The following is a 21,308-nucleotide window of genomic DNA, read 5'->3' on the forward strand; positions in this document are numbered from 1 at the left end:
TTAAATTTATTTTCAACAAATGAAAATGAGGGCCTTTAAGTGTCCTCAAATATTTTCGAAACCTAATCAACGATAGAAGTATAATAATGGTGTTATTTAAATTGTGAAAAGAATATGAGGGGATAGGTAGTAAATGATTGATCTAACTAAACGGGAGCGGGCTTTATGGGCTAAAAAAAGGTCTGATGATGGTAATCAACACTGGTTGCCACTAGTCACTCACTTAATTGATGCACAAAAAACAATTAATTGGCTGTTTAACCACTGGATCAGTGATGAGCAACGCCAAATAATTGCCAATGGTTTCTCTGATGAAAACATTCAAAAATTAGTGAAATTTATTGGGTTCTCCCATGACATTGGAAAGGCAACTCCGGCATTTCAAACGAAACCATCATATGGTGGTGATCGATCACTTGATGCTGAGGTTATTGAGCGGTTAGTTAGGAGCGGTTTTGTAAAATTAGATGATTCACTTTTAACGTGTGCTTCGAAGTCACCGCATGCTGAAGCTGGTGAAGCAATCTTGGAAAATTTGGGTGTTCCTGTTTCGGTGGGCGCTATTATTGGTGGGCACCACGGAAAGCCATTGCCGGATGCCCCCAGAGCACAATTGAATGACTACACGGCTAATTATTATCAAAGCGATATTGACCAAGCGGCTCAAAAACGTTGGAAACAGGTTCAAACAGATATTTTTGATTATGGTTTAAAATTATCTGGATATGAAAGAATTGATCAAATTCCTTCGATTAATCAACCACAGGCAGTCCTGCTAGAAGGCCTTTTGATCATGGCCGATTGGTTGGCGTCAAGCGAATATTTAAACGACGATGAATCAAAGCCACTTTTCCCCTTGATTCAGATGAATCAGTCGCTTACTGATATTGATATGAATAGTCGCTTTGAAAACGCAATTGAAACTTGGGACTTGAGTGGTGAATGGGAACCACAAAGAGTTTCAACTGATAATGATCCATACAAATCTCGCTGGGGGTTCAATGCTCGACCGGTTCAGCTGGCTATGACTAGCATAATTGGCGATACGGTTGATCCAGGAATGGTGATTGTTGAGGCACCAATGGGCCTGGGGAAAACGGAGATTGCTTTAGTTGCGGCTGAACAATTAGCATATCAAAAGGGTGAAGATGGTGTATTCATGGGGTTGCCAACTCAAGCCACAACTAATGCTATGTTTGATCGAGTTGATGGTTGGCTGGAAAAGCTGGCAGAGAATCAAGATGAAAAATTTTCAATTAAATTAATGCATGGTAAAGCTCAATTTAATAAAAACTATCAAAATTTACCTTATGCTTCGAATATTGATGATCCTGACGGTTCGGGTAAGGCTGGATCCGTGGTGGTTAATTCGTGGTTTTCTGGCAAAAAATCAATTTTAACTAAATTCACGGTGGGAACAATTGATAATCTGTTGTTGATGGGATTAAAACAAAAACATTTATTTTTAAAACATCTGGGATTTAGTGGCAAGGTTGTCATTATTGACGAAGTTCATGCTTATGACAGCTACATGAATCAATACTTATATAAGGCAATCAATTGGCTTGGGGCCTACCATGTACCAATCGTGATTTTATCTGCAACTTTGCCCAAAGAAAAACGAAATTTGCTTTTAATTGCGTATTTAAGGGGGAAGTATGGTAAAAAGTACAAACAAATTTTTGAGGCTTCTACAAGTTGGCAAGATACACAAGCTTATCCTTTATTAAGCATTTTGGATGGCGGTAAGTTAACACAAATTTCAAGCTTTCCAGGACAGAATGATCAGCCGGTAACTCAATTGGATGTTGAACGCCTCAATCTTGACGATAAAACGTTGATACAGCACGTTTTACATAAAATTAGTGCTGGTGGAATTGCCGGAATTATCGTTAATACTGTTCGACGAGCTCAGGCACTTGCTAGGCTGGTCCCCCAAGATACCCAACTGATGATTCTTCACTCTGCTTTTCTTTCACCAGATCGGGAGAAACAGGAAGAGGCTTTACAAAATTCAATTGGCAAACATGGCCAACGTCCTACCAAAATGATCGTCATTGGTACTCAGGTATTGGAGCAGTCTTTGGACATTGACTTCGACGTTTTGTATACGGACATTGCACCAATGGACTTAATATTACAACGAGCCGGTCGTCTTCATCGGCACGATATTAAAAGGCCGGAAGCACTTAAATTACCGCAGGTATATGTAATGGGGATCAATGATTTTGGTGATTATGGAGATGCTAACCAAGCGATCTATCCGAAATATTTACTGATAAAAACGGATTATTTTTTAAAAAATAAAATTATTTTACCAGATGATATTTCAAAACTTGTTCAGGAAGTCTATGATCCCCATACAGATGATCAAGTTGGTGACATTGCTGATGCTAAGGCAGAATTTGATAATAATTTTGAGACAGAAAAGTATAAAGCCAATGCTTTTCAGATTGATAAACCGAGTTATGGAAGAAATACTACCATTCATGATTGGTTGAATCGCGGTCAAGTTGATGTTGATAAGGATGAACAAAAAGCCAATGCGGCGGTCCGAGATATCAGGGAAACCTTGGAAGTTATTTTATTGAAGCACACAAATCAAGGCGATTTTTTGTTAGATGGTCGTCATTTGGCTAAAGTTGCGCCACAAGAGATTGCCGAACAGCTGATTAGAATTCCCTCAGCAGTTACACCGAGAATTGATAAAGCAATTGATGCTTTAGAAAATTTGACGAGTAAATATTATCCCCAGTGGCAGGAAAGTCCATGGTTAAGAGGGGCACTAGCATTGCCACTAGATGATAACTTATCAGCAAGGTTGGGTGAGTGGTCCCTTACGTACACTTCAAAGTTTGGGCTAAGTTATGAAAGGGAGGATGAAAATGAGCGATAGGAAATTTAATTTGGTCACTGATCCTTGGATTAAAGTGATTGAGAAGGGCACAAATCAAGAAAAAGCAGTTTCATTAATAAAACTATTTCAAAATGCTCATGATTATCGAGATTTGGCTGGCGAGATGCGTTCGCAGGACTTGGCTATTTTGCGGTTTCTACTGGCAATTTTAACGACAGTTTATTCGCGATTTAATGCCAATAATGAACCGTATGATTGGTTAACAATTGATGAAAATACAATGCAAGTGAGTCAAAGCGTCGATGAGGATGATTATGATCAAGAAGATGAGAATGATCTTCTTGATACTTGGAAAACGTTATATCAGAACGGAAATGGACATTTTACAGGAATTGTAACGAAATATTTGAAACGGTATGAAGATCACTTTTGTCTGTTTGGGGAGCACCCTTTTTATCAGGTAACTGAAAGCGAGTATAACCAGTTTGTGCCAACCAAGAAGCAAATTAAGGCTGGTAAAGGTCCCGGAACAGTTGCCGTTAAACAAATTAACCGGCAAATTTCAGAAAGTGCCAATACACCAGCGGTTTTTTCTCCCAAGGCGGGTGAATTTAAAAATGATATTAAACTTGATGAATTCGTCCGTTGGCTAATTACCTATCAGAATTTTACTGGTGTGACTGATAAAACCAAAATTAAAACTACCGAAAAGTTCTCGGTTTCTCGAGGGTGGCTCTACCAGCTGAATTCTGTATATGCAGCCGGTAATACGATTTTTCAAACGTTGATGTTAAACCTGGTTTTAATGCGAAAGGGCAAAATGTATTATCCCCAAAAGCCCGTTTGGGAATATGAAAGTGTTGAAGACTATGTAAACAAGCGAAAAGAACAACAAATACCAGACAACATAGCAGAAATCTACACATCTTGGTCACGAATACTTCATATTGACTGGCACCAAGGTGAAAGGCCAACCATTTTTAGTGCAGGGATACCAATGTTTGACAGCCAAGATGCTTTCATTGAACCGATGACGATTTGGCGGATTGATAAAAAGTCTAATCGATATAAACCAGCCGTTAAATGGCTTCGGTCATTAGGGACAGCAATGTGGCGCAACTTTGGTCAATACGTCAACGTGAATGGGACTGATGATATGCATGAACCCGGAATCGTTGAATGGCTGAACTTATTAAAAAATAAGGGCATCATACCATACAATTCTCACTTAACCCTTGCCGCGGCTACGTTGGTAAGTGATGGTAATGCAACATCACAAGCTCCAGCGGCTGAAGTATACGATGATATGCATATTAATGCGGATGTACTATTTGATAAAAGGAATCCCAATTATTGGCCCAAACGAATTGAAGATACGATTGAACTTACCCAGATTATTGGGAAAGACTTTTGGCAATTTGCAATGAAAATCGGTCAAATTCGTAATTCTGATGCGGCCCCATTTGCAAATCGGTTGAGCAGTAAATTCTATGAAAGTTTAAATGAACCCTTCAAAGCTTGGCTGGCGCATTTAACAAATCATGATGATCGAGAAAGGGAAATTGAATTGTGGAAGGAAACCCTCCGTAAACTTGTTTTGGATGCTGCAAGCCAAGTTATCCAAGCAAGTTCACCTCGAGATATCCGTGGCTTGGTAGATGATAAGGGGATCGTAAATAATATTTTTACGGCCAATAATCATTTGCGATACAAATTACAAGTAGATCTTAAAATAGAGAGGAAAGGGTGATTGAAGGTTATGCCATATAAAATTCAAAATACTGCTACCAGAATTATCCAGAAGCTTTATGGCAATGGCAGTTTAGATAAAGCTGTTTTGGCAAGTGCAAGAAGCGGAGCAACTATTAATAGTCAGAGAGCCCAAAGGGTATGGCCAATTATGATGGCCAATCTGGACGATAATATGCTTAGTAAAACTGGTGAGCCAACATATGCTGAAATTGCGATATATGCAGCAATTCACTTTTACGCCATTTATCAACAGGGAAAAGAAACAATGGTCTCTGGTCCCGCTGGACCAGCTGAAGACGCAGATGGACTTCAACTTTTTCAGGCATTGGCAAATTTGCGTAAGAGAGACGAAACTAGAGTAGCATTGGATCGTCGGGTGCAAGCAATCTTGGGAACGACGAATATTAATAGCGTGATTAACGGGATTACGCATTTGATTGAGATATTAAAAGCCAATTCTAACCTGCCAAAAATTGATTTTGCCAAATTAGCTGAGAATCTCTATTGGTTCCAATTAAGCTATGAGCATGCTAATGAGGTCCGTTTACTTTGGGGGCAGCAGTATTTTTGAGTAATCACATCCGCAATTAAATTTAAAGAGGAGAAAAACTAATGAGCAAAAATTTATATATTGACCTGAATGTTTTACAAACTGTACCATCATCCAACATTAATCGAGACGATACAGGAGCCCCTAAAACGGCACTTTATGGTGGGGTGACACGGGCTCGGGTATCTTCTCAAAGTTGGAAACACGCCATTCGAACATCATTTAAAGCAGAAAACGTTAATATTGGTACCAGAACTAAAAAAGCGGTTAAATTATTGGCAGACAAAATGGTAACGATTGATTCCTCCTTAAATGAGGAATCTGCAATCAAAAAGGCCACTGGAGTATTTAAGACTGTTGGCATTAAGATCAATAAAGATGGTGAAACGGGAGCACTTTTATTAGTTAGCCCTGGTCAACTTGGGAAGCTGGCCCAATATGTAACGGAACATGAAAAATTTAACAAAAAAGAGATCAAAGAGGTCTTGAAGCGTGACGATTCTTTAGACTTAGCCCTTTTTGGCCGAATGGTAGCGGACAATCCTGAATTAAACGTTGATGCGTCGGCTCAAGTGGCCCATGCTATTTCTACTCATGAAATTGTTCCCGAATTTGATTACTACACAGCTCTAGATGACTTACAATCAGAAGATTCCGCTGGAGCTGCAATGTTGGGAACAATTGAGTTTAACTCTGCTACTTTATATCGATATGCTAACGTGAACTTGAACGAACTGGTGCGAAATTTGGGTAAAAATGATGCTGTTCAGGGTATTTCTGCATTCATTAAGTCATTTATTCTTTCAATGCCAACCGGTAAACAGAATACCTTTGCCAATAAAACTCTACCAAACTACATCATGATAACTATTCGGACAGATACGCCCGTTAACTTAGTTTCGGCTTTTGAAGATCCGGTTAGATCAAATCATGGATATGTTGAAAAATCGGTTAAAAGCCTTGAAGACGAATATCAGTCAATTCAGAAAAGTGGGCTGGTTAACAAGCCAGCGTTAAATGTTGTTTTAACAAATAGTAAGTATGACTCTCAACTTGCTGAACCAGTTACCAACTTGGATGAACTCCTCAATAAAGTTACCAAGACGTTAACAGAGGTGGTACAGGATGAAAACGCTAACGATTAGATTAACTTCACCATTGCAATCATATGGAAATGAAGCGTCATTTGCTCGAAGAACAAGTGGAGACTATCCATCCAAAAGTGTTGTTGTTGGCATGGTGGCGGCAGCCTTAGGATACCGACGGGACGATCAACGTATTTCTAAATTGAATGAATTAAGTTTTGCCGTTCGAGTCGATCAGCGCGGCAAAAATCTAACCGATTTTCAAACCGTAGAGTGGAAGAAAAATACCCGAAAGATTACATATCGTAATTATTTGCAGGATGCAGTATTTATGGTTGGAATTGGTCATGAGAATGACGCAATGATTGATAAAATTAAACAGGCCTTAAAGAACCCAAAGTTTCAATTATTTCTGGGACGACGATCGAATGTACCAGCTGGGATCCTAGATTTAAAATCATTTTCTAATACCAATCCGATTATGGCTTTAGAAGGGCTGAAGTGGCAGGCCTCACCATGGTATCAAGAAAAAAAGTGGTGGCAAACCAAGCAAGAATTTGTGGAACACATTGAAATTATTGCCGATGCCAATTTATTACCCCAAAAAAGAAGCACACTAGCAAAAGACCAAGTAGAATCTTTTGATCAGCGAAATCGAAGACACGGATTCAGGCCAATCGCTATTGAAGAAGTTAGGCTAAAGAACCCCTATGTTGAACGAACACAAGCCGCAATTAATCCCCAAGAACCCAATACCCATCATGATCCAATGCAATTTCTCTAGAAAGGAGTGCTATATGTATCTATCAAGAGTTCAAATTGACGTTAATAATCGTCAAAAAACTAAGAGCCTAACCCATATTGGAGCTTTTCATAACTGGATTGAACACTGCTTTCCAGATGAAATAAGGGCTCATAATCGTTGTCGCCATTTATGGCGAATTGATCAATTAGCCGGTAAAAAGTATCTGTTGTTATTAAGCAAAGAAAGGCCGGATTTAACTGAACTTGTAAAATATGGGATTCCCCAAACAGCAATGTCACGGGCTTATGATCCATTTTTAATGCAAATTCAAGAGGGACAAATTATGCAGTTTCGATTAACAGCCAATCCAACCCATGCTATCAAACGCCCAGACAGTAAGCAGCCACGGATTGTTCCTCACATTACAATCCAGCAACAGGGAAAGTGGTTAGCTGATCGGGCTGACAAGCTGGGATTTCAATTAGTTGAGCAAAATCAAGATAGGTTTTCGAACGTTCCGGAGCTAGCAGCATTTGACATTGTTAACCGGGATTGGCCAATTTTGCGACATGGTGGTCGAAGAATTCGTTTGAGTCGGGTTACTTTTGAAGGACTTTTAAGAGTCAAAAATTTGGAAGAGTTTAAACAAACATTGGAAAACGGAGTTGGACGCGAAAGGGCCTTTGGAATGGGCCTAATGACAGTTATTCCAAGAGGTTAAATCATGAATAAAAATATGGGTGCCAAAAAACCTGAATTGTCGGAACTAAGTCGGGTGCGGGACCGAATTACGTTTCTTTATCTTGAACACGCCAAATTGAATCGCCAAGACAGTGCCATTATGGTTTCGGATAATCGGGGCACTGTTTTTGTGCCAGTTGCAATTGTTAGCGTACTACTGCTTGGCCCTGGTGTCGACATTACTCATCGAGCAATGGAACTAATTGGTGATGCTGGGATGGGGGCTGTCTGGGTTGGCGAACAAGGCGTCCGACAATATGCGCATGGGCGATCTTTAAATCATTCTTCGCGACTACTTCAAGCTCAGGCAAGGTTAGTTTCGAATAAACGGACACGTGTTGCAGTTGCACGAAAAATGTACCAAATGCGCTTCCCAGATGATGATGTATCGGAGTTATCAATGCAAGAGCTTCGCGGGAAGGAAGGTAGTCGGGTGCGAGGCGTGTATCGTATGCAATCTCAAAAAACAAAGGTCCAGTGGTCACGTCGGGAATATAATCCAGATAATTTCGAAGCAGGAACACCAATTAATAAGGCTCTTACAGCTGCCCACCAGGCTTTGTATGGCTTGAGTTATAGTGTGATTGTAGCACTGGGAGCCTCTGCTGGTTTGGGATTTGTCCATACCGGTCATGATTTATCATTTGTTTACGATTTTGCCGATTTGTATAAAGCAGAATTTTCAATTCCAATTGCTTTTCAGATTGCCGCAAAATACGGTCATGATAAGGACATTGGTTCTAAGACCCGATTAGCAATGCGAGATGCTTTTGCTAATGGTAAGTTATTAGTGCGAATGGTCAAAGATTTAAAATCAATTCTGGGTGTGACTGAAACGGATATTAGCGTCGATGTTATTAATCTCTGGGATGATAAAATGGGCTTGCAAAAATTTGGTGTTCAATATCACGAATTTGAAGAAGATGATGGTGCATGATTGTCATCACACTGACAAAAGTTCCTCAATCCTTACGGGGAGATTTGACTAAGTGGTATCAGGAAGTTCAAACAGGTGTCTATGTCGGCAACGTTAGTGCTAGAATCAGGGACTTACTTTGGGATCGAATCATGAAAAATATTGGCAATGGTGAAGCAACAATGGTTTACAATACCAATAGTGAATTGGGCTATCAAATGGAAACGACCCGAAAGGACTACCAAGTTATTGACTATGATGGAATTCCATTAATGATGCGCCTTAACACAACCCCTAGCCCTGTTAAACATGGATTCAGTAACGCAGCCAAATTTCATCGAGCCAAAGTTATGACACATAGAACTGATAGAAAGAAGGCGCACAAACTTCAAAAACAAGTAACGGCAATTGACCTTGAAACAACCGGGCTAAGGGCAGCAACTGATAAAATTATTTCTATTGGCGCAGTCAAAAAAGTTGAAAATGGTGAAATTGATCAATTTTATAAACTTATTCAGGTTAACGATAACATTCAAACGAAAATAACGACCTTAACAGGGATTTCTTCTGACTTGCTAAGGACAAGGGGAATTGATTTGGATTTAGCATTGCAACAATTAAAAAAGTTTATTGGCCAATCAGTCGTTGTGGGGTATAATTTGCGATTTGATCAAGAATTTCTGTCCTATGGTTTCAAGAAAATTGGTCAACCAGATCTATCCAACCAAATGGTAGATCTAATGCCAGTTGTAAAAAAAACAAATAAATTTCTTGATAATTATCGTTTAAGTACGGTACTTAAAGAATACTCAGTCAGAAATTCAAAACCACATCATGCATTATCTGATGCTCAAGCAACCCTTGAATTGGAGACCAAACTCATAGAAAATGGACATTTACTAATTTAGAAATGCTGTTATGGCGGGAATCGTTTAGTGTATTCCCCACGCATGTGGGGGTGATCCCAATCACATTCCATTTATGCTCCACACGTTTGTGGTATTCCCCACGCATGTGGGGGTGATCCTAACAACACAACCATGACTGGGTTTATTACAACGTATTCCCCACGCATGTGGGGGTGATCCTGTATGTATGGCACTGTTGATAATGGTTATCGAGTATTCCCCACGCATGTGGGGGTGATCCTTGGCTAAAGGTCGATATAAGCTCGCTAGACGAGTATTCCCCACGCATGTGGGGGTGATCCTATGCTGGACAGTCAGTCTGGCACTCAATCACTAGTATTCCCCACGCATGTGGGGGTGATCCTAATAACATCGGCATACTTTGGGTCTATTTCCAGTATTCCCCACGCATGTGGGGGTGATCCCGAGTGGAACATTGAAGACCACCAAGGCGGTATGTATTCCCCACGCATGTGGGGGTGATCCTTGGCGACGGGCAATGAAACAATCTAATCAGTTAGTATTCCCCACGCATGTGGGGGTGATCCTTAACGGGATGGGCTTCCGACATAATTTATTTAAGTATTCCCCACGCATGTGGGGGTGATCCTAATGCTGTTAGTGGTAAAACAGCAAAACCAATGTATTCCCCACGCATGTGGGGGTGATCCCAATATCGTGCGTACCGGAGGCGATCGCATAGAGTATTCCCCACGCATGTGGGGGTGATCCCAAAATCCAAGCAAAAGCTCCTAAATACGAATAGTATTCCCCACGCATGTGGGGGTGATCCTTATCGTTGGCGAAACCCGATATAAGGCTGCCAGTATTCCCCACGCATGTGGGGGTGATCCTATTTAATTGGTACATTTGGTGATGTTATTTATGGTATTCCCCACGCATGTGGGGGTGATCCTCAACATAAGCGGTTTGACCTGTAAAGAGAACTGGTATTCCCCACGCATGTGGGGGTGATCCTACATGCACAGATAACCATGGTACACTAGACCGGTATTCCCCACGCATGTGGGGGTGATCCTGTTATATAAAATTGTCGGGCTTATTCCTATGGGTATTCCCCACGCATGTGGGGGTGATCCTTTTTACGTTCCGATTCTTGAACCCCACGTTGAGTATTCCCCACGCATGTGGGGGTGATCCTGTCTCTTTCATAATTTCCTCCTAATTCTTTTCGTATTCCCCACGCATGTGGGGGTGATCCTGAACTACCTCGTATCAATCTATATACTAACCCGTATTCCCCACGCATGTGGGGGTGATCCTGCCTAAAATATTTTTAAAGTATAAAAAACTAAGTATTCCCCACGCATGTGGGGGTGATCCTTTTGTTTATAGTTGCTGTCTTAGGAATGAGACGTATTCCCCACGCATGTGGGGGTGATCCTTATTAAACCCGTGCAAAGTCTTGTGATAACGCGTATTCCCCACGTATGTGAGGGATCCTTTACCTAAAGCCAATTCAAGGCTTTTGACTACTGGATTATGAATTAAGCAACGGGGTTATCATTTAAAGATGGTGGTGCCGTAATAGATCAAAATAGAATTCGTCATAAGTGATTGGGCTAATTTAACCAGAAAGAGGTTGTTTGTAGTTATGATGGAATGTTTTTCTCCAGAAACGATTGATCACTTGAAATATTATGTTTATACATATGCTGATCCAACAAATCATGAAATCTTTTATATAGGGAAAGGGACCGGTAATCGAATCTTTGCCCACGAAAAAGACGCTGCCCAGGATCGTTATGAAAGTAATAAAATTGAACGCATTAACCAATTAACTCAACACGGCCAGCAACCAGAGCTACACATTATTCGTTATGGACTTAGCGAAACCGAAGCCTTTGTTTTAGAAGCGGGGTTAATCCGGACATTTCTCTATTGTCATCCACATAGCTATTTTAATTCAGATATTGATTTGACTAATAAAGTAGCGGGCCATGATCATGATCAAACTGGTACCCCTGGGGAATTGGAATTATGTTTTGCAGCACCCGCGATTACTTGTGCAGCCATTTCTTTGCCGCATGCTGTGGCTATTATGATTGATCAACCTCACTTGATGCTTTCAGCCGCTTCATTTAAGAAACATCAGGCCTTGATTAAACAACACGTATGCGGTGATTGGTGTATGTCATTATATAAGGCTCAACAGGTCCAAACAGTGATTGCCCTCATAAAAAATACGAATGGGTTAATTGCAGGTATTTATCAGGTACAGGGAATGCCAAAAGTTATTGAAGCTCCAACACCTAAACAACCCCAGCATCAACGAATCCGGTTTCGTTTAAAAGGAATGCCCAGTGATTTAATTGGTAAACGGTTAAATTTAAACCGCAAAGTTGGAGCACGATTACCCTTCAAATATTTATGGTAACTAACTTACTTGAATAAAGAGCTTCCAAAGTACAAAGGGTTTGTGCTGATTAAATATCAAAAAACTTTCAGCTAACAAAGATTAAAAAAAGACTTTAATGGTGGCTATACTAATCGCTAACTACCCAATCTTTTAATTGTTAGCCAGTCTTTAAAGGGCATGCTATAATATAGATAGAAAAAAGAAGCCCCGTGCGAACAGGGCTTCCCATGTAGAGCCGTTAAAGACGGTGGCATAACTTAATACGATTAAATAACCGCTAGCTTGCCGGAGCTAAAGCGGTTATTTTTTTTGCTGACTTTTGATCAGCTCAACAATTAATGCAATTAAGGCTACGATAAACGTACCGAAAGCCAGCATTAATTGTAAAGCGTCCGCAACGGACACTTAGGCTACTCCTTTCGTTAGGATTTATGGGCTTTAAGGTTTTAACACCATAAGCACCACCTCCGATCGGAAATAGCCACCGCCTTAACTTCTCTACAAAATACTATTATACAAGCAGACTAGCAGCTTATCCACGTCTAAAATAAAAAAACCAGCGAGATTTTCTTGATATCGTGATTCAAATATAACTTATAAATCAGTGGTAAGATTGACTAAAGGAATGGTTACTAATTAATATTTGCAGATAAAGGGGTGCTTCTTTGATAGATACCACAAAAATTATTTCCAAAAAAGCAGAATCTAATATAAATAAAATAGCAGAAGGGCTTAAAAGTCATGGAAAACTAGAAGAGTACGACTTATTGGTTTTACTGGTTAAATATATGGTTGATTTATATCGTTTTGAAGTAAATAATTATCAGGAAAACAAATCTATTCCTCAAATGATTAGTCGCACCATTATGGAAACTTATTTTTATGTTCTTTATTTAACTAAAAGTAAAGGCAATAAAGCAGAATATAAAATAAAAAAGAGGGCTTATACTTTAATTGCCAAGAAAGATGAGGTTAAAAAAAGTATAAATGCTTTGTCTAATCCTCAATTGATTAATACAAATAACCCTAAAGACATAATACAAAGGGACAAAGCAATAGAACTAGCTAACAAATCCAACATGAACAAATCAGATTTAGAAGAAAGAAAAGACAACATCAACGATACGATTAAAGAATTCTTTGATGACCATTCTATCAGTATTAGCCCTAAGGACTTTAAAGATTTTTATAATGTTAGCAAAGATACGAACGGAAACTACTTGCATGGTTTACAAAGCTTAGCTATATATGTTAATGAAGGGGAACGTTACAATCTCCTTATGCATCAGACTTCTAAAAGAGTACATGCAACTAATGTTTACCAAGAATATGATGTATCCAGTATGGCTCCTATAAGCAATCTAGACGACAATAGACCAATATTTATTAGTGCACTCTTTGTTGGAAATGCTCTCAAATCTATAACTGACTTTTGCAATATAAAATCGTTATTTGATAAAGGTTTGGGCAGCTACGTAGATAAACTTAAGCATGAAATTCAATTGAACATAGATGAACAAAGGAAATGATAGTCCTCCTACTAAACGGCCACTAGGGTATACCCTAGTGGCCTTTTTTGATTCTGTGCTATACTAGGAATTACAAATGTTCATTAGAACTGTCCAAAAGGAGAACTGGAAATGGCTAAAATCGGTTATGCGCGTGTGAGTTCCAAGGAGCAACATTTAGATCGACAGTTAGCGGCTTTAAAAGACGTTGATAAATTATTTACGGATAAATTAAGTGGGGCTAACACGAATCGGCCAGAACTGCAAAAAATGCTGGCCTATATCCGTGAAGGCGATATTGTCCTGGTTACTGAATTAGACCGCTTGGGCCGAAACAACCAGGATTTGACTAAGATCATGAACTCCATTCAAAATAAGGGTGCCACCCTTGATGTGTTGAATTTACCGTCCATGACAGGGATTGCTGACCCCAATTTACGTCAACTCATGACCAACCTCATTATTGAACTTTATAAATACCAAGCTGAAAGTGAACGTAAGCGGATCATTGAGCGTCAGCAACAAGGGATTTCCCTAGCCAAACAGCAGGGCAAATATCATGGTCGCAAACCTCAATACGCTGAAGATGATCCCCGTTTGTTACATGCCTTTAAACTTTATCAAAATGGTATGAGCGATGTGGATGTGGCTCGAAATACCGGGATTAAGCGGACAACCTTTATTCGGTATCGAAAGAAATTCAGTGTATATAGATAAATTTCTCATTAAATAAGCAGGGCAGTGAAGAAAAAATTTAAATAGGAGTGAAATAACAGATATATGGAAATAAAACTAATAGAGGTTAGTGCATTTTGGATAAGTAATTAAAAAGTTCCGATCCAGAAAAATACAAAGATAAACGTTGATCTAATGGCTTCATATACCTAAGAAAATAACAAATCAATTTTTAGACTTAAGATTTTGTTTATAATAGATTAGTATTAACGTTAACTAAATTCATGAGGAGTTTAAAATGAAAATTACACCAGAAACTAAAACATGGATGTAAGCTGATTCCTGTTCTTTTAATTGAGCGATTCAATCTGCATCTTTACTTTGTCAATCAATAAAGAATGGATATGGCAATCCTTCAATATGGCCACGTCCTTTTTAAATCATCATTACGGATAGCAAGTGAAATTGTCATGGAAAGCAGTCCTCCATTATTCTTTAGTTTTACGGGTCTTAAAATAACGAACTTCGCAATACGGGTTTCCCTTGGCAATAGTACTGCCAAGGTCAAAATCAATATCATCAAAATTTTCTGCAACTGCCCGATCACCCTTCATGCAAATATCACATAGGTTGGCCATCTCGTCAGTAGTCTTACCCATCCTGAGCCATCGGTTAACGTAAGGGCAATAATGGAAATGAACTCGAAAGTCATCTTCTGTCGATTTGACGGTTTCCATTTCATAAACATTTGCTTCAAGATTATCCGTAAATTTGTCGGCGAATTCTTTCATATCGTGAGGATCGACCATTGATTCTTTGAAATCTTGACCGTTATCAACCCCATAATCATGAACCGCTTTAATTGCAAATTTATCGTCAAGGCCATGTGCCTTTGCCTCATCAAGCATCCGCGTCATAGTTGCCGCAATCCGAGATCTTTTCTCATTTTCAGACGCCATATATTTCACCTCAATTAATTTTTATCGTTATCCCATGACGCTTGGGCGCCCTTTAATTTAAAGACGTCTTCGCCAAGCCACTTCTTTGACAATTTTTCCAAGTAGCCACTCTTCTTAAGTTTCTTCAAATCAGCATTAACAGCTTTAAGCAGTTTCTTATTTTTGTCTGATTTATTTGCGTAGAAGTAGTCATTCTTAAGGCCTAACGAAGGCGAAACTGTCAATCCTTTAGCGCCCCCTGAGTCTCTAACTGGGAAGTATGCTTGATATGGATAGAAGACCGCATCAAACTGCTTTTCCTGTAGCTGCTTTAATGCGTCCCCCGCCGTCACATCACCAATTGCTTTTAAATTAACCTTGTATTTGGGATTTTGTTTATTGTAATCTTCAACAACGTTATAACGGGCATCATCACTGGAAATTGGGGCAAGTTTCAAATGTTTCTTAACAATATCTTGGAATCCTTTGATGTTTCCTTCATTTGAACGATAAACCAACCGCAAATCTGCTAACCCGACCGGTTTGGATAAAAGATAGGTCTTCGCACGATCAGCCGAATACCAGAATCCCGAACTGGCTAAATCGTATTTTCCGGATTGTAATCCAACGAAAACCGAGTTTTGAGAAGCCGTTGAATAGTTGAATTTATATTGAGGCAAATCCTTATCAATTTTTTGAAGCAATTCACCATCATAGCCACTAATCTTGCCACCTTTTGGAAATGTGTAAGGTCTGTTGGTTGTCACTCCGGCAACGTTAATGGTTGTTACTTTTTGGTTGCTGCTCGAATTTTTGCTAAGAAAATGTGCGGCACCGATTGCCACTACAATAACAACTGCAATTGCTGAATAAATATAACCTTTTTTCGACATTCTTAATTACCTCCAACTTTCGCTTCTGTTTCATCAACTTGCGGTGTTTTTTTTATAACAGAATGGGTCTTCCCACTAAATACCCTTCTAGTAACGTACGTTTCAGTAAGACTAAGTATTTTCCCAAACACAAAACAAATGACCAAATATAAAAGCAATGCGTCCAAGTAGGTCTCCAAATACTTAAAGCCGAATGACGCAATAATATTTGATTTAGCCATAATTTCAATGATCCCGATGTTATAAACCAATGCCGTATCCTTGATCAAATCTAAGAAAAAATTTGAAAAATTAGGGATTAAATTCGGAATTAATTGAGGAATCACAATTCTTCTCATGCTTAAACTTGGTGTCATACCAACAGATAACGCTGCCTGGTATTGATCCTTATCAACTGAATGATAAGCGGATCGAATTGTCTCAGATAAGTTGGCTGCCGCATTTAATGAGTAAGCAGAAATTGCAATCACCAAATGTGGTAAACTTCCCGGCTTAACATTGACACCCTGATTTTGTAAATAATACAAGAATTGTGGCAAGCCATAATAAATAACGTACAATTGCACTAAGATTGGCGTGCCACGGACAAATGATACCAACACTGCAAAGATTTGAGAAAGAACTTTAATTTTTTTCTCCCTTATAATGGCAATGATCGCTGCAAGAGCGAACCCTACTATAACGGAAACAACTGAGATATAAATAGTCATCGGAATTACCGAGATCAGTTTGGGTAATGAATCAATCATAAAATGAAAATCCATTATATGCCTCCTTTCCTCTATGCCTCAACGTGTGCAAAATGTGACTGATAGGTCCGAAATCCCCATTCGATAAGGGATGCCAAGATCCAATAAATCAGTGCTAATATAATAAAGATTTTAAGCTGATAAACACCTTGGTTGACGTTGGACAAGTTGCTGGCATTTTGATACATATCCGCCAAACCAATGACATAAACCAACGACGTTGCCTTCAAAAGCCCAATCAATAAATTCTCAACATTGGGAATTGCAATTAAGAAAGCCTGAGGAAGAATAATTTCTCTAAGTGCCGTCTCTCCAGTCATTCCAACGGAGTAGGCAGCCTTAATTTGGCCTTCGTCAACTGACAGATAAGCTGATCGAAATGCTTCTGCCATATAACCGCCCCAACCAACCGATAATCCAAAAATACCAAAAATAATTTTTGCCCAATTGTTGGAATCAATTCCAATAAACGACAGCAACTTGGGTAGGCCATAATAGGTTAGTAAGAGCATCAACAGCGGTGGTGTACCGCGAACAAGGCCAATGTACACACGAGAAACCGATTTGCCGACTTTGTCGTCCTGAAGTGATAGAAACGCAACGCCAATGCCGATTAAACTCGAAAAAATAAACGAGGCAATCAACAAAGTAATCGTATTTGGCAATCCACCAACAAGTGCAGCTAATATTTTAATCACTTTCATGATATGCCGCCCCCTTAACGATCCTCCGCAATTGCGGATAGAAATTCTTTGGTTCGTTTTTCCTTTGGATGATTAAAGATTTGATCCGGTGTGCCGCTTTCCAAAATAGCACCATCCGCGAAAAACAGGACTTTAGTCGCAACTTTCTTGGCAAATGACATTAAATGCGTCACAACAATCATTGTTTGTCCCTGTTGCGCAAGGTGATCCATATCCTGAACAACGGTTCCAACCAACTCTGGATCCAACGCCGAGGTTGGTTCATCGAACAAAATAATATCCGGTTTCAAGGCAGTCGCTCTGGCAATTCCGATTCTTTGTTTTTGACCACCTGACAATTGTGAAGGATAGGCATCTTTCTTTTCAGAAAGACCAACGTTCTTAAGTTCTTCAAGTGCAATTTGATTGGCCTCATCTCTGGATTTACCTTGGCCATGAATCAAACCTTCTGTAATATTTTCCAAGGCCGTTTTATTTTTAAACAAATTGTAATTCTGAAAAACCATTGCAATGTGCCGTCGAACCCAAAGTACGTCATCTTTTTTAGGTGAAGATAGATCAATCTTCTTATCCCGAAAATTCATCTCACCTTTATCGGCATTATTTAAAAAATTCAAATTTGAAATAAAGGTTGTTTTCCCGGATCCACTTGGACCGATAACCACAATGACTTCACCCTTCGAAATCTGAAAATCGATATTCTTTAAGATATGATTGTTATCCACTGTTTTATCTAATTGGTTAACTGTTAATAATGGCATAATTGCTCACCTCATTTTGTTAGTGCATGGACGGCTTCTTGTGCCCACTTAATATGTTCAATCGGCGTATTTCTTTTGATCGTACAGTCGGCACCAATCAAGACACCCTTCGTTCCTGCTTCGCTTACAATTCTTTGTGCTTCTTTTTGAATATCCTGCTTGGTTCCGCTATATAAAACATCTTGTTCAGTGATGCCAAAGCCACCAAGAACAACTCGATCGCCAAACAACTTTTTACCTTCACCCAATGTATAACCGTCAACATGTGTTGACCAGTTAATGATTTGCAGCTGATAATCCGTATACCATTCAAGATGATTTTTGGCCTGATCAAATCCGCAAACATGGAGAATGTTAATCGGCGCCTTCCGGTTGATTTCGTTAATTACTGAAAAGTCTGCCGGTTTTTGAATGTAGTCAAAAAAGTCTTTGTTATCAGCCCGATCATCTTGAATGGATTGTGTACTGTAATAAATGCCGTCAGCGCCCGCATCGATTGCTGCATCCACTTGTTTATTAATATCCCCTGCAATTTTCTTAAGTACATCGTGAAGCAGTTCCGGGCTTTGTGCGTATAGATCCGCAAAACGCTTATCTCCGTTGGTTAAGGGCTCCTTTGTTTCATCAACCAAGGCCCATTTCAAAATGGTGACTGGCGAAAAAACATTATAGAAACTATATTTACCGTGAATGACATTTTTTTGCTTCTTAATCAGGTCACGTTGACCTTTTAACCACCAATAATCATTTGGAATGTTGGTTAGTTGGATAAGCGAATGCAGATCATGAACGTCGGTCACATTCTGAAAATCATATTGAAAATAGCCATCAGTCATTAACTTAACAAAATCCGGGTTTACATCATCAACATACTTGGCATGTCCTTCAACATTGATCCCGGTAATTTCCGGGTGTTCATTTGCAGGCACAAATTCGTCCTTTGCGTAGTGATGCCAAAAAGACACGGGGATTTCCTGTTCCTTTTTATTCTCAAATGCATTTAACAATTCTTCTCTACTCATCATGCAGCCTCCATCAGCTAAAAATAAAAAAGCTTCCGTTCCTTGACCATATGTATGCTATACATAGTCAATGGACGAAAGCTTTCGTGTTACCACCCTAAATTCATAATCCACTTGCATGAATTACCTCAACGACACCCATGATGCCAGAGATAGTAACGGATCCTTCCGTGGTTAATGCGTTAACATCAATCAATGTTCAGAGTTCATCTTCACAATGACCATTCCTACTGTCTTTCACCATCCGGCAGTTCTCTTTAGAAGAACGATTATTGTTACTCTTCTCTTCATCACGTGCTGTATTAAGATTATTATAAATAATAACACCATTTTTTAATTAATCAACAGTTTTTTTAAGAAGCACTCTAATAGTAATCAATTTCATGACTGATTTAATGGTGAAATAAAAAATATTTTTAACGTTATTGATTACCTCTTTATTCCGACGTGTCAAATCAAGTGCAACAGTTAATTCGACATTTCGAGAAAAAGTGAAATTTTCGAAACCAATATATTTAATTAATTTGGTAGATTGCAAATTTGTCCAAAAATTCGGATTAAATTTGCAATCTACCCCATATACGTTTTTCCAACTGATTATTTTTTAAAGTAAGTTATGATCATGCAAGCTAACGGCATTCCCAGTCGACGCATCTCTAAACGGGCAATCATGAGTAAGAAATTAATCGTGATTTCCTTCACATTGCTTTTTAATAAATCCCTTTAGGGTGGCGTAGGGCCGAAAAGATTTGACCATTTTTAATGAGAAAAACCTTAGAATTATAATAAAAACCGCTTACTTTATCACAAAATTGCAAATTGCCATTTAAATTTTGAAAAATAATCGATATATTTTGACATTTTTGAAGCGATGGCATACAATGTATATGAATTCACAAAGAGGACGAAAATGCCGTTGCTTTCCTCAGACTTGCAGGCGATAGAGAAACGTCAAACGAATGGAGATGCCGTTATGTTAAATCAAATTCATAAATCAAAAAAAGTTGTCCTTGTCGGTGACGGGGCCGTTGGGTCATCATATGCCTTTTCATTAATTCAATCTCAAATCGCTGACGAATTAGTGGTCGTTGACGTTGCCAAGGATCACGCTGAAGGCGACGTGATCGATCTTGAAGACGTGATGCCAATGGCTGGACCAATGGGGATTCGTGCCGGGGAGTATTCAGACGCCAAAGACGCTGATTTAGTTGTGATTACTGCCGGGGTTCCCAGAAAACCAGGCGAAACCCGCTTGGATTTGGTTTCTAAAAACGCCCGCATCCTCGAGTCAATTGTGCGCACAATTGTTGATAGCGGCTTTAATGGCATTTTCTTAGTATCTGCCAATCCAGTTGACATCTTAACGACGATTACCCAGCGAATTTCTGGATTTCCACGGACCCGCGTTATTGGAACGGGAACATCGCTTGATTCCGCCCGGCTTCAAGTGGCACTGGCCAACAAATTTCAAGTGAATTTGCAGGATATTGACGCCAACATCTTGGGTGAGCACGGCGACAGTTCGTTTGCGGCATACGACGAAGCCACCATTCGCGGCCGGGCCTTGCGGACGGTTGCCATGGAAAAGAACATTACCGATGACGAGTTGGATCAAATTGAAGTGGATGTTCGCAAAAAGGGTGGTAAAATTATCGGCTTAAAGGGCGCCACCTTTTACGGGGTTGCTTACGGGCTGACGATGCTCACCCGGGCAATCTTAAATAATGAAAATATGGTAGTGCCCGTTAGTGCCCCACTAAGCGGTGAATATGGCTTGAATGACATTTACATTGGCAGTCCGGCCTTGATCAACTCCCGGGGAATTGCTAAAGTCATTGAGGAACCCTTATCAGCCGATGAAAAAGCGCAGATGATCCGATCGGCTCGCCAAATGGCAGAAGTATTAATGAACGCATAACCAGACATGTAAACTTTCTATAATTCTTAATAGCGGTGGTATTATTGAAAACAATAAAACATGCTCACTGCTTTTTATTTGACTATATTTGTTAATAAAGTCACAATAGAAACACTTTGATCATGCACTTAGGGAGGTGTTGGATCAGTCATATTTTAAATTGAGTTTTGATGAAACCGTTTCCTGAACGATTGGCATTTGAATTA

19 protein-coding genes, 1 CRISPR repeat array and 1 other annotated feature are annotated in these 21,308 nt (G+C 39.4%); of the genes, 12 read left to right on the forward strand and 7 right to left on the reverse strand.

Annotated elements, in window-relative coordinates; translation table 11 throughout:
* Window positions 1-133: 133 nt before the first annotated feature.
* From LKE01_RS08300 to LKE01_RS08340, 9 genes are all read left to right on the forward strand, one after another.
* Window positions 134-2,896 carry a CRISPR-associated helicase/endonuclease Cas3 gene (locus tag LKE01_RS08300; protein WP_056981622.1) on the forward strand — a complete coding sequence of 921 codons (2,763 nt, stop codon included), beginning with the start codon at window positions 134-136 and terminating at the stop codon, window positions 2,894-2,896.
* Window positions 2,886-4,607 (forward strand): type I-E CRISPR-associated protein Cse1/CasA, encoded by a 1,722-nt coding sequence (locus LKE01_RS08305; protein WP_056981624.1) that lies wholly within the window; start codon window positions 2,886-2,888, stop codon window positions 4,605-4,607. The genes LKE01_RS08300 and LKE01_RS08305 overlap by 11 nt, the downstream gene beginning before the upstream one ends.
* Window positions 4,608-4,616: 9 nt before the next feature.
* A complete protein-coding gene (gene casB / locus LKE01_RS08310) occupies window positions 4,617-5,180 on the forward strand; it encodes a type I-E CRISPR-associated protein Cse2/CasB (protein WP_225364524.1) in 564 nt (187 codons plus the stop codon).
* A gap of 41 nt (window positions 5,181-5,221) precedes the next feature.
* Entirely contained in the window at window positions 5,222-6,304 is a 1,083-nt protein-coding gene (cas7e, locus tag LKE01_RS08315) for a type I-E CRISPR-associated protein Cas7/Cse4/CasC (RefSeq protein ID WP_010495833.1), read from the forward strand.
* Entirely contained in the window at window positions 6,285-7,028 is a 744-nt protein-coding gene (gene cas5e / locus LKE01_RS08320) for a type I-E CRISPR-associated protein Cas5/CasD (protein WP_014082579.1), read from the forward strand. Before cas7e ends, cas5e begins: the two co-directional genes overlap by 20 nt.
* 13 nt (window positions 7,029-7,041) lie before the next feature.
* Window positions 7,042-7,710 carry a type I-E CRISPR-associated protein Cas6/Cse3/CasE gene (gene cas6e, locus LKE01_RS08325; protein WP_056981627.1) on the forward strand — a complete coding sequence of 223 codons (669 nt, stop codon included), beginning with the start codon at window positions 7,042-7,044 and terminating at the stop codon, window positions 7,708-7,710.
* Between the two features lie 3 nt (window positions 7,711-7,713).
* Window positions 7,714-8,667, forward strand: a complete 954-nt coding sequence (gene cas1e, locus LKE01_RS08330) for a type I-E CRISPR-associated endonuclease Cas1e (RefSeq protein ID WP_056981629.1) — start codon at window positions 7,714-7,716, stop codon at window positions 8,665-8,667.
* A complete protein-coding gene (cas2e, locus tag LKE01_RS08335) occupies window positions 8,664-9,554 on the forward strand; it encodes a type I-E CRISPR-associated endoribonuclease Cas2e (protein WP_056981630.1) in 891 nt (296 codons plus the stop codon). Before cas1e ends, cas2e begins: the two co-directional genes overlap by 4 nt.
* A gap of 29 nt (window positions 9,555-9,583) precedes the next feature.
* A CRISPR array of direct repeats spans window positions 9,584-10,960; the repeat unit is 29 nt; unit sequence GTATTCCCCACGCATGTGGGGGTGATCCT.
* A 209-nt stretch (window positions 10,961-11,169) separates the two neighbouring features.
* Window positions 11,170-11,952 carry a GIY-YIG nuclease family protein gene (locus LKE01_RS08340; RefSeq protein ID WP_056981632.1) on the forward strand — a complete coding sequence of 261 codons (783 nt, stop codon included), beginning with the start codon at window positions 11,170-11,172 and terminating at the stop codon, window positions 11,950-11,952.
* A gap of 282 nt (window positions 11,953-12,234) precedes the next feature.
* Here the strand turns inward: LKE01_RS08340 and LKE01_RS12355 are convergent, their stop codons facing one another.
* Window positions 12,235-12,312, reverse strand: a complete 78-nt coding sequence (locus LKE01_RS12355) for a putative holin-like toxin (RefSeq protein WP_076661461.1) — start codon at window positions 12,310-12,312, stop codon at window positions 12,235-12,237.
* Window positions 12,313-12,599: 287 nt separating this feature from the next.
* On the opposite strand from LKE01_RS12355, the gene LKE01_RS08350 reads away from it, so the two are divergent.
* Both LKE01_RS08350 and LKE01_RS08355 read left to right on the forward strand, forming a co-directional pair.
* Entirely contained in the window at window positions 12,600-13,463 is an 864-nt protein-coding gene (locus tag LKE01_RS08350; RefSeq protein ID WP_056981635.1) for a hypothetical protein, read from the forward strand.
* A gap of 111 nt (window positions 13,464-13,574) precedes the next feature.
* The gene (locus LKE01_RS08355; RefSeq protein WP_056981638.1) at window positions 13,575-14,159 is read left to right on the forward strand and encodes a recombinase family protein; all 585 of its coding nucleotides are present in this window, start codon (window positions 13,575-13,577) and stop codon (window positions 14,157-14,159) included.
* A gap of 446 nt (window positions 14,160-14,605) precedes the next feature.
* On the opposite strand, the gene LKE01_RS08360 is transcribed toward LKE01_RS08355, so the two are convergent.
* Genes LKE01_RS08360 through LKE01_RS08385 form a run of 6 tightly spaced genes read right to left on the reverse strand, consistent with a single transcriptional unit; the run spans window position 14,606 to window position 19,184 of the window.
* Entirely contained in the window at window positions 14,606-15,076 is a 471-nt protein-coding gene (locus LKE01_RS08360; RefSeq protein ID WP_082619715.1) for an L-2-amino-thiazoline-4-carboxylic acid hydrolase, read from the reverse strand.
* A 14-nt stretch (window positions 15,077-15,090) separates the two neighbouring features.
* Window positions 15,091-15,948 carry a transporter substrate-binding domain-containing protein gene (locus tag LKE01_RS08365; RefSeq protein WP_003557964.1) on the reverse strand — a complete coding sequence of 286 codons (858 nt, stop codon included), beginning with the start codon at window positions 15,946-15,948 and terminating at the stop codon, window positions 15,091-15,093.
* Between the two features lie 2 nt (window positions 15,949-15,950).
* Window positions 15,951-16,712, reverse strand: a complete 762-nt coding sequence (locus LKE01_RS08370) for an amino acid ABC transporter permease (RefSeq protein ID WP_056981640.1) — start codon at window positions 16,710-16,712, stop codon at window positions 15,951-15,953.
* 17 nt (window positions 16,713-16,729) lie between these two features.
* Window positions 16,730-17,401: an ABC transporter permease subunit gene (locus tag LKE01_RS08375; RefSeq protein WP_056981642.1), complete on the reverse strand. Its 672-nt coding sequence runs from the start codon at window positions 17,399-17,401 to the stop codon at window positions 16,730-16,732.
* A gap of 14 nt (window positions 17,402-17,415) precedes the next feature.
* A complete protein-coding gene (locus LKE01_RS08380) occupies window positions 17,416-18,162 on the reverse strand; it encodes an amino acid ABC transporter ATP-binding protein (protein WP_003557958.1) in 747 nt (248 codons plus the stop codon).
* A gap of 11 nt (window positions 18,163-18,173) precedes the next feature.
* On the reverse strand, window positions 18,174-19,184 hold the full coding sequence (locus LKE01_RS08385; protein ID WP_169790307.1) for a uroporphyrinogen decarboxylase family protein: 1,011 nt from the start codon (window positions 19,182-19,184) through the stop codon (window positions 18,174-18,176).
* Between the two features lie 67 nt (window positions 19,185-19,251).
* Window positions 19,252-19,484: a binding site (T-box leader), on the reverse strand.
* A gap of 673 nt (window positions 19,485-20,157) precedes the next feature.
* Here LKE01_RS08385 and LKE01_RS08390 point away from each other — a divergent pair.
* A complete protein-coding gene (locus tag LKE01_RS08390) occupies window positions 20,158-21,102 on the forward strand; it encodes an L-lactate dehydrogenase (protein WP_057961356.1) in 945 nt (314 codons plus the stop codon).
* Window positions 21,103-21,308: the final 206 nt, after the last annotated feature.

This window comes from Lentilactobacillus kefiri (genome assembly GCF_007989105.1).
Lineage (GTDB): Bacteria > Bacillota > Bacilli > Lactobacillales > Lactobacillaceae > Lentilactobacillus > Lentilactobacillus kefiri.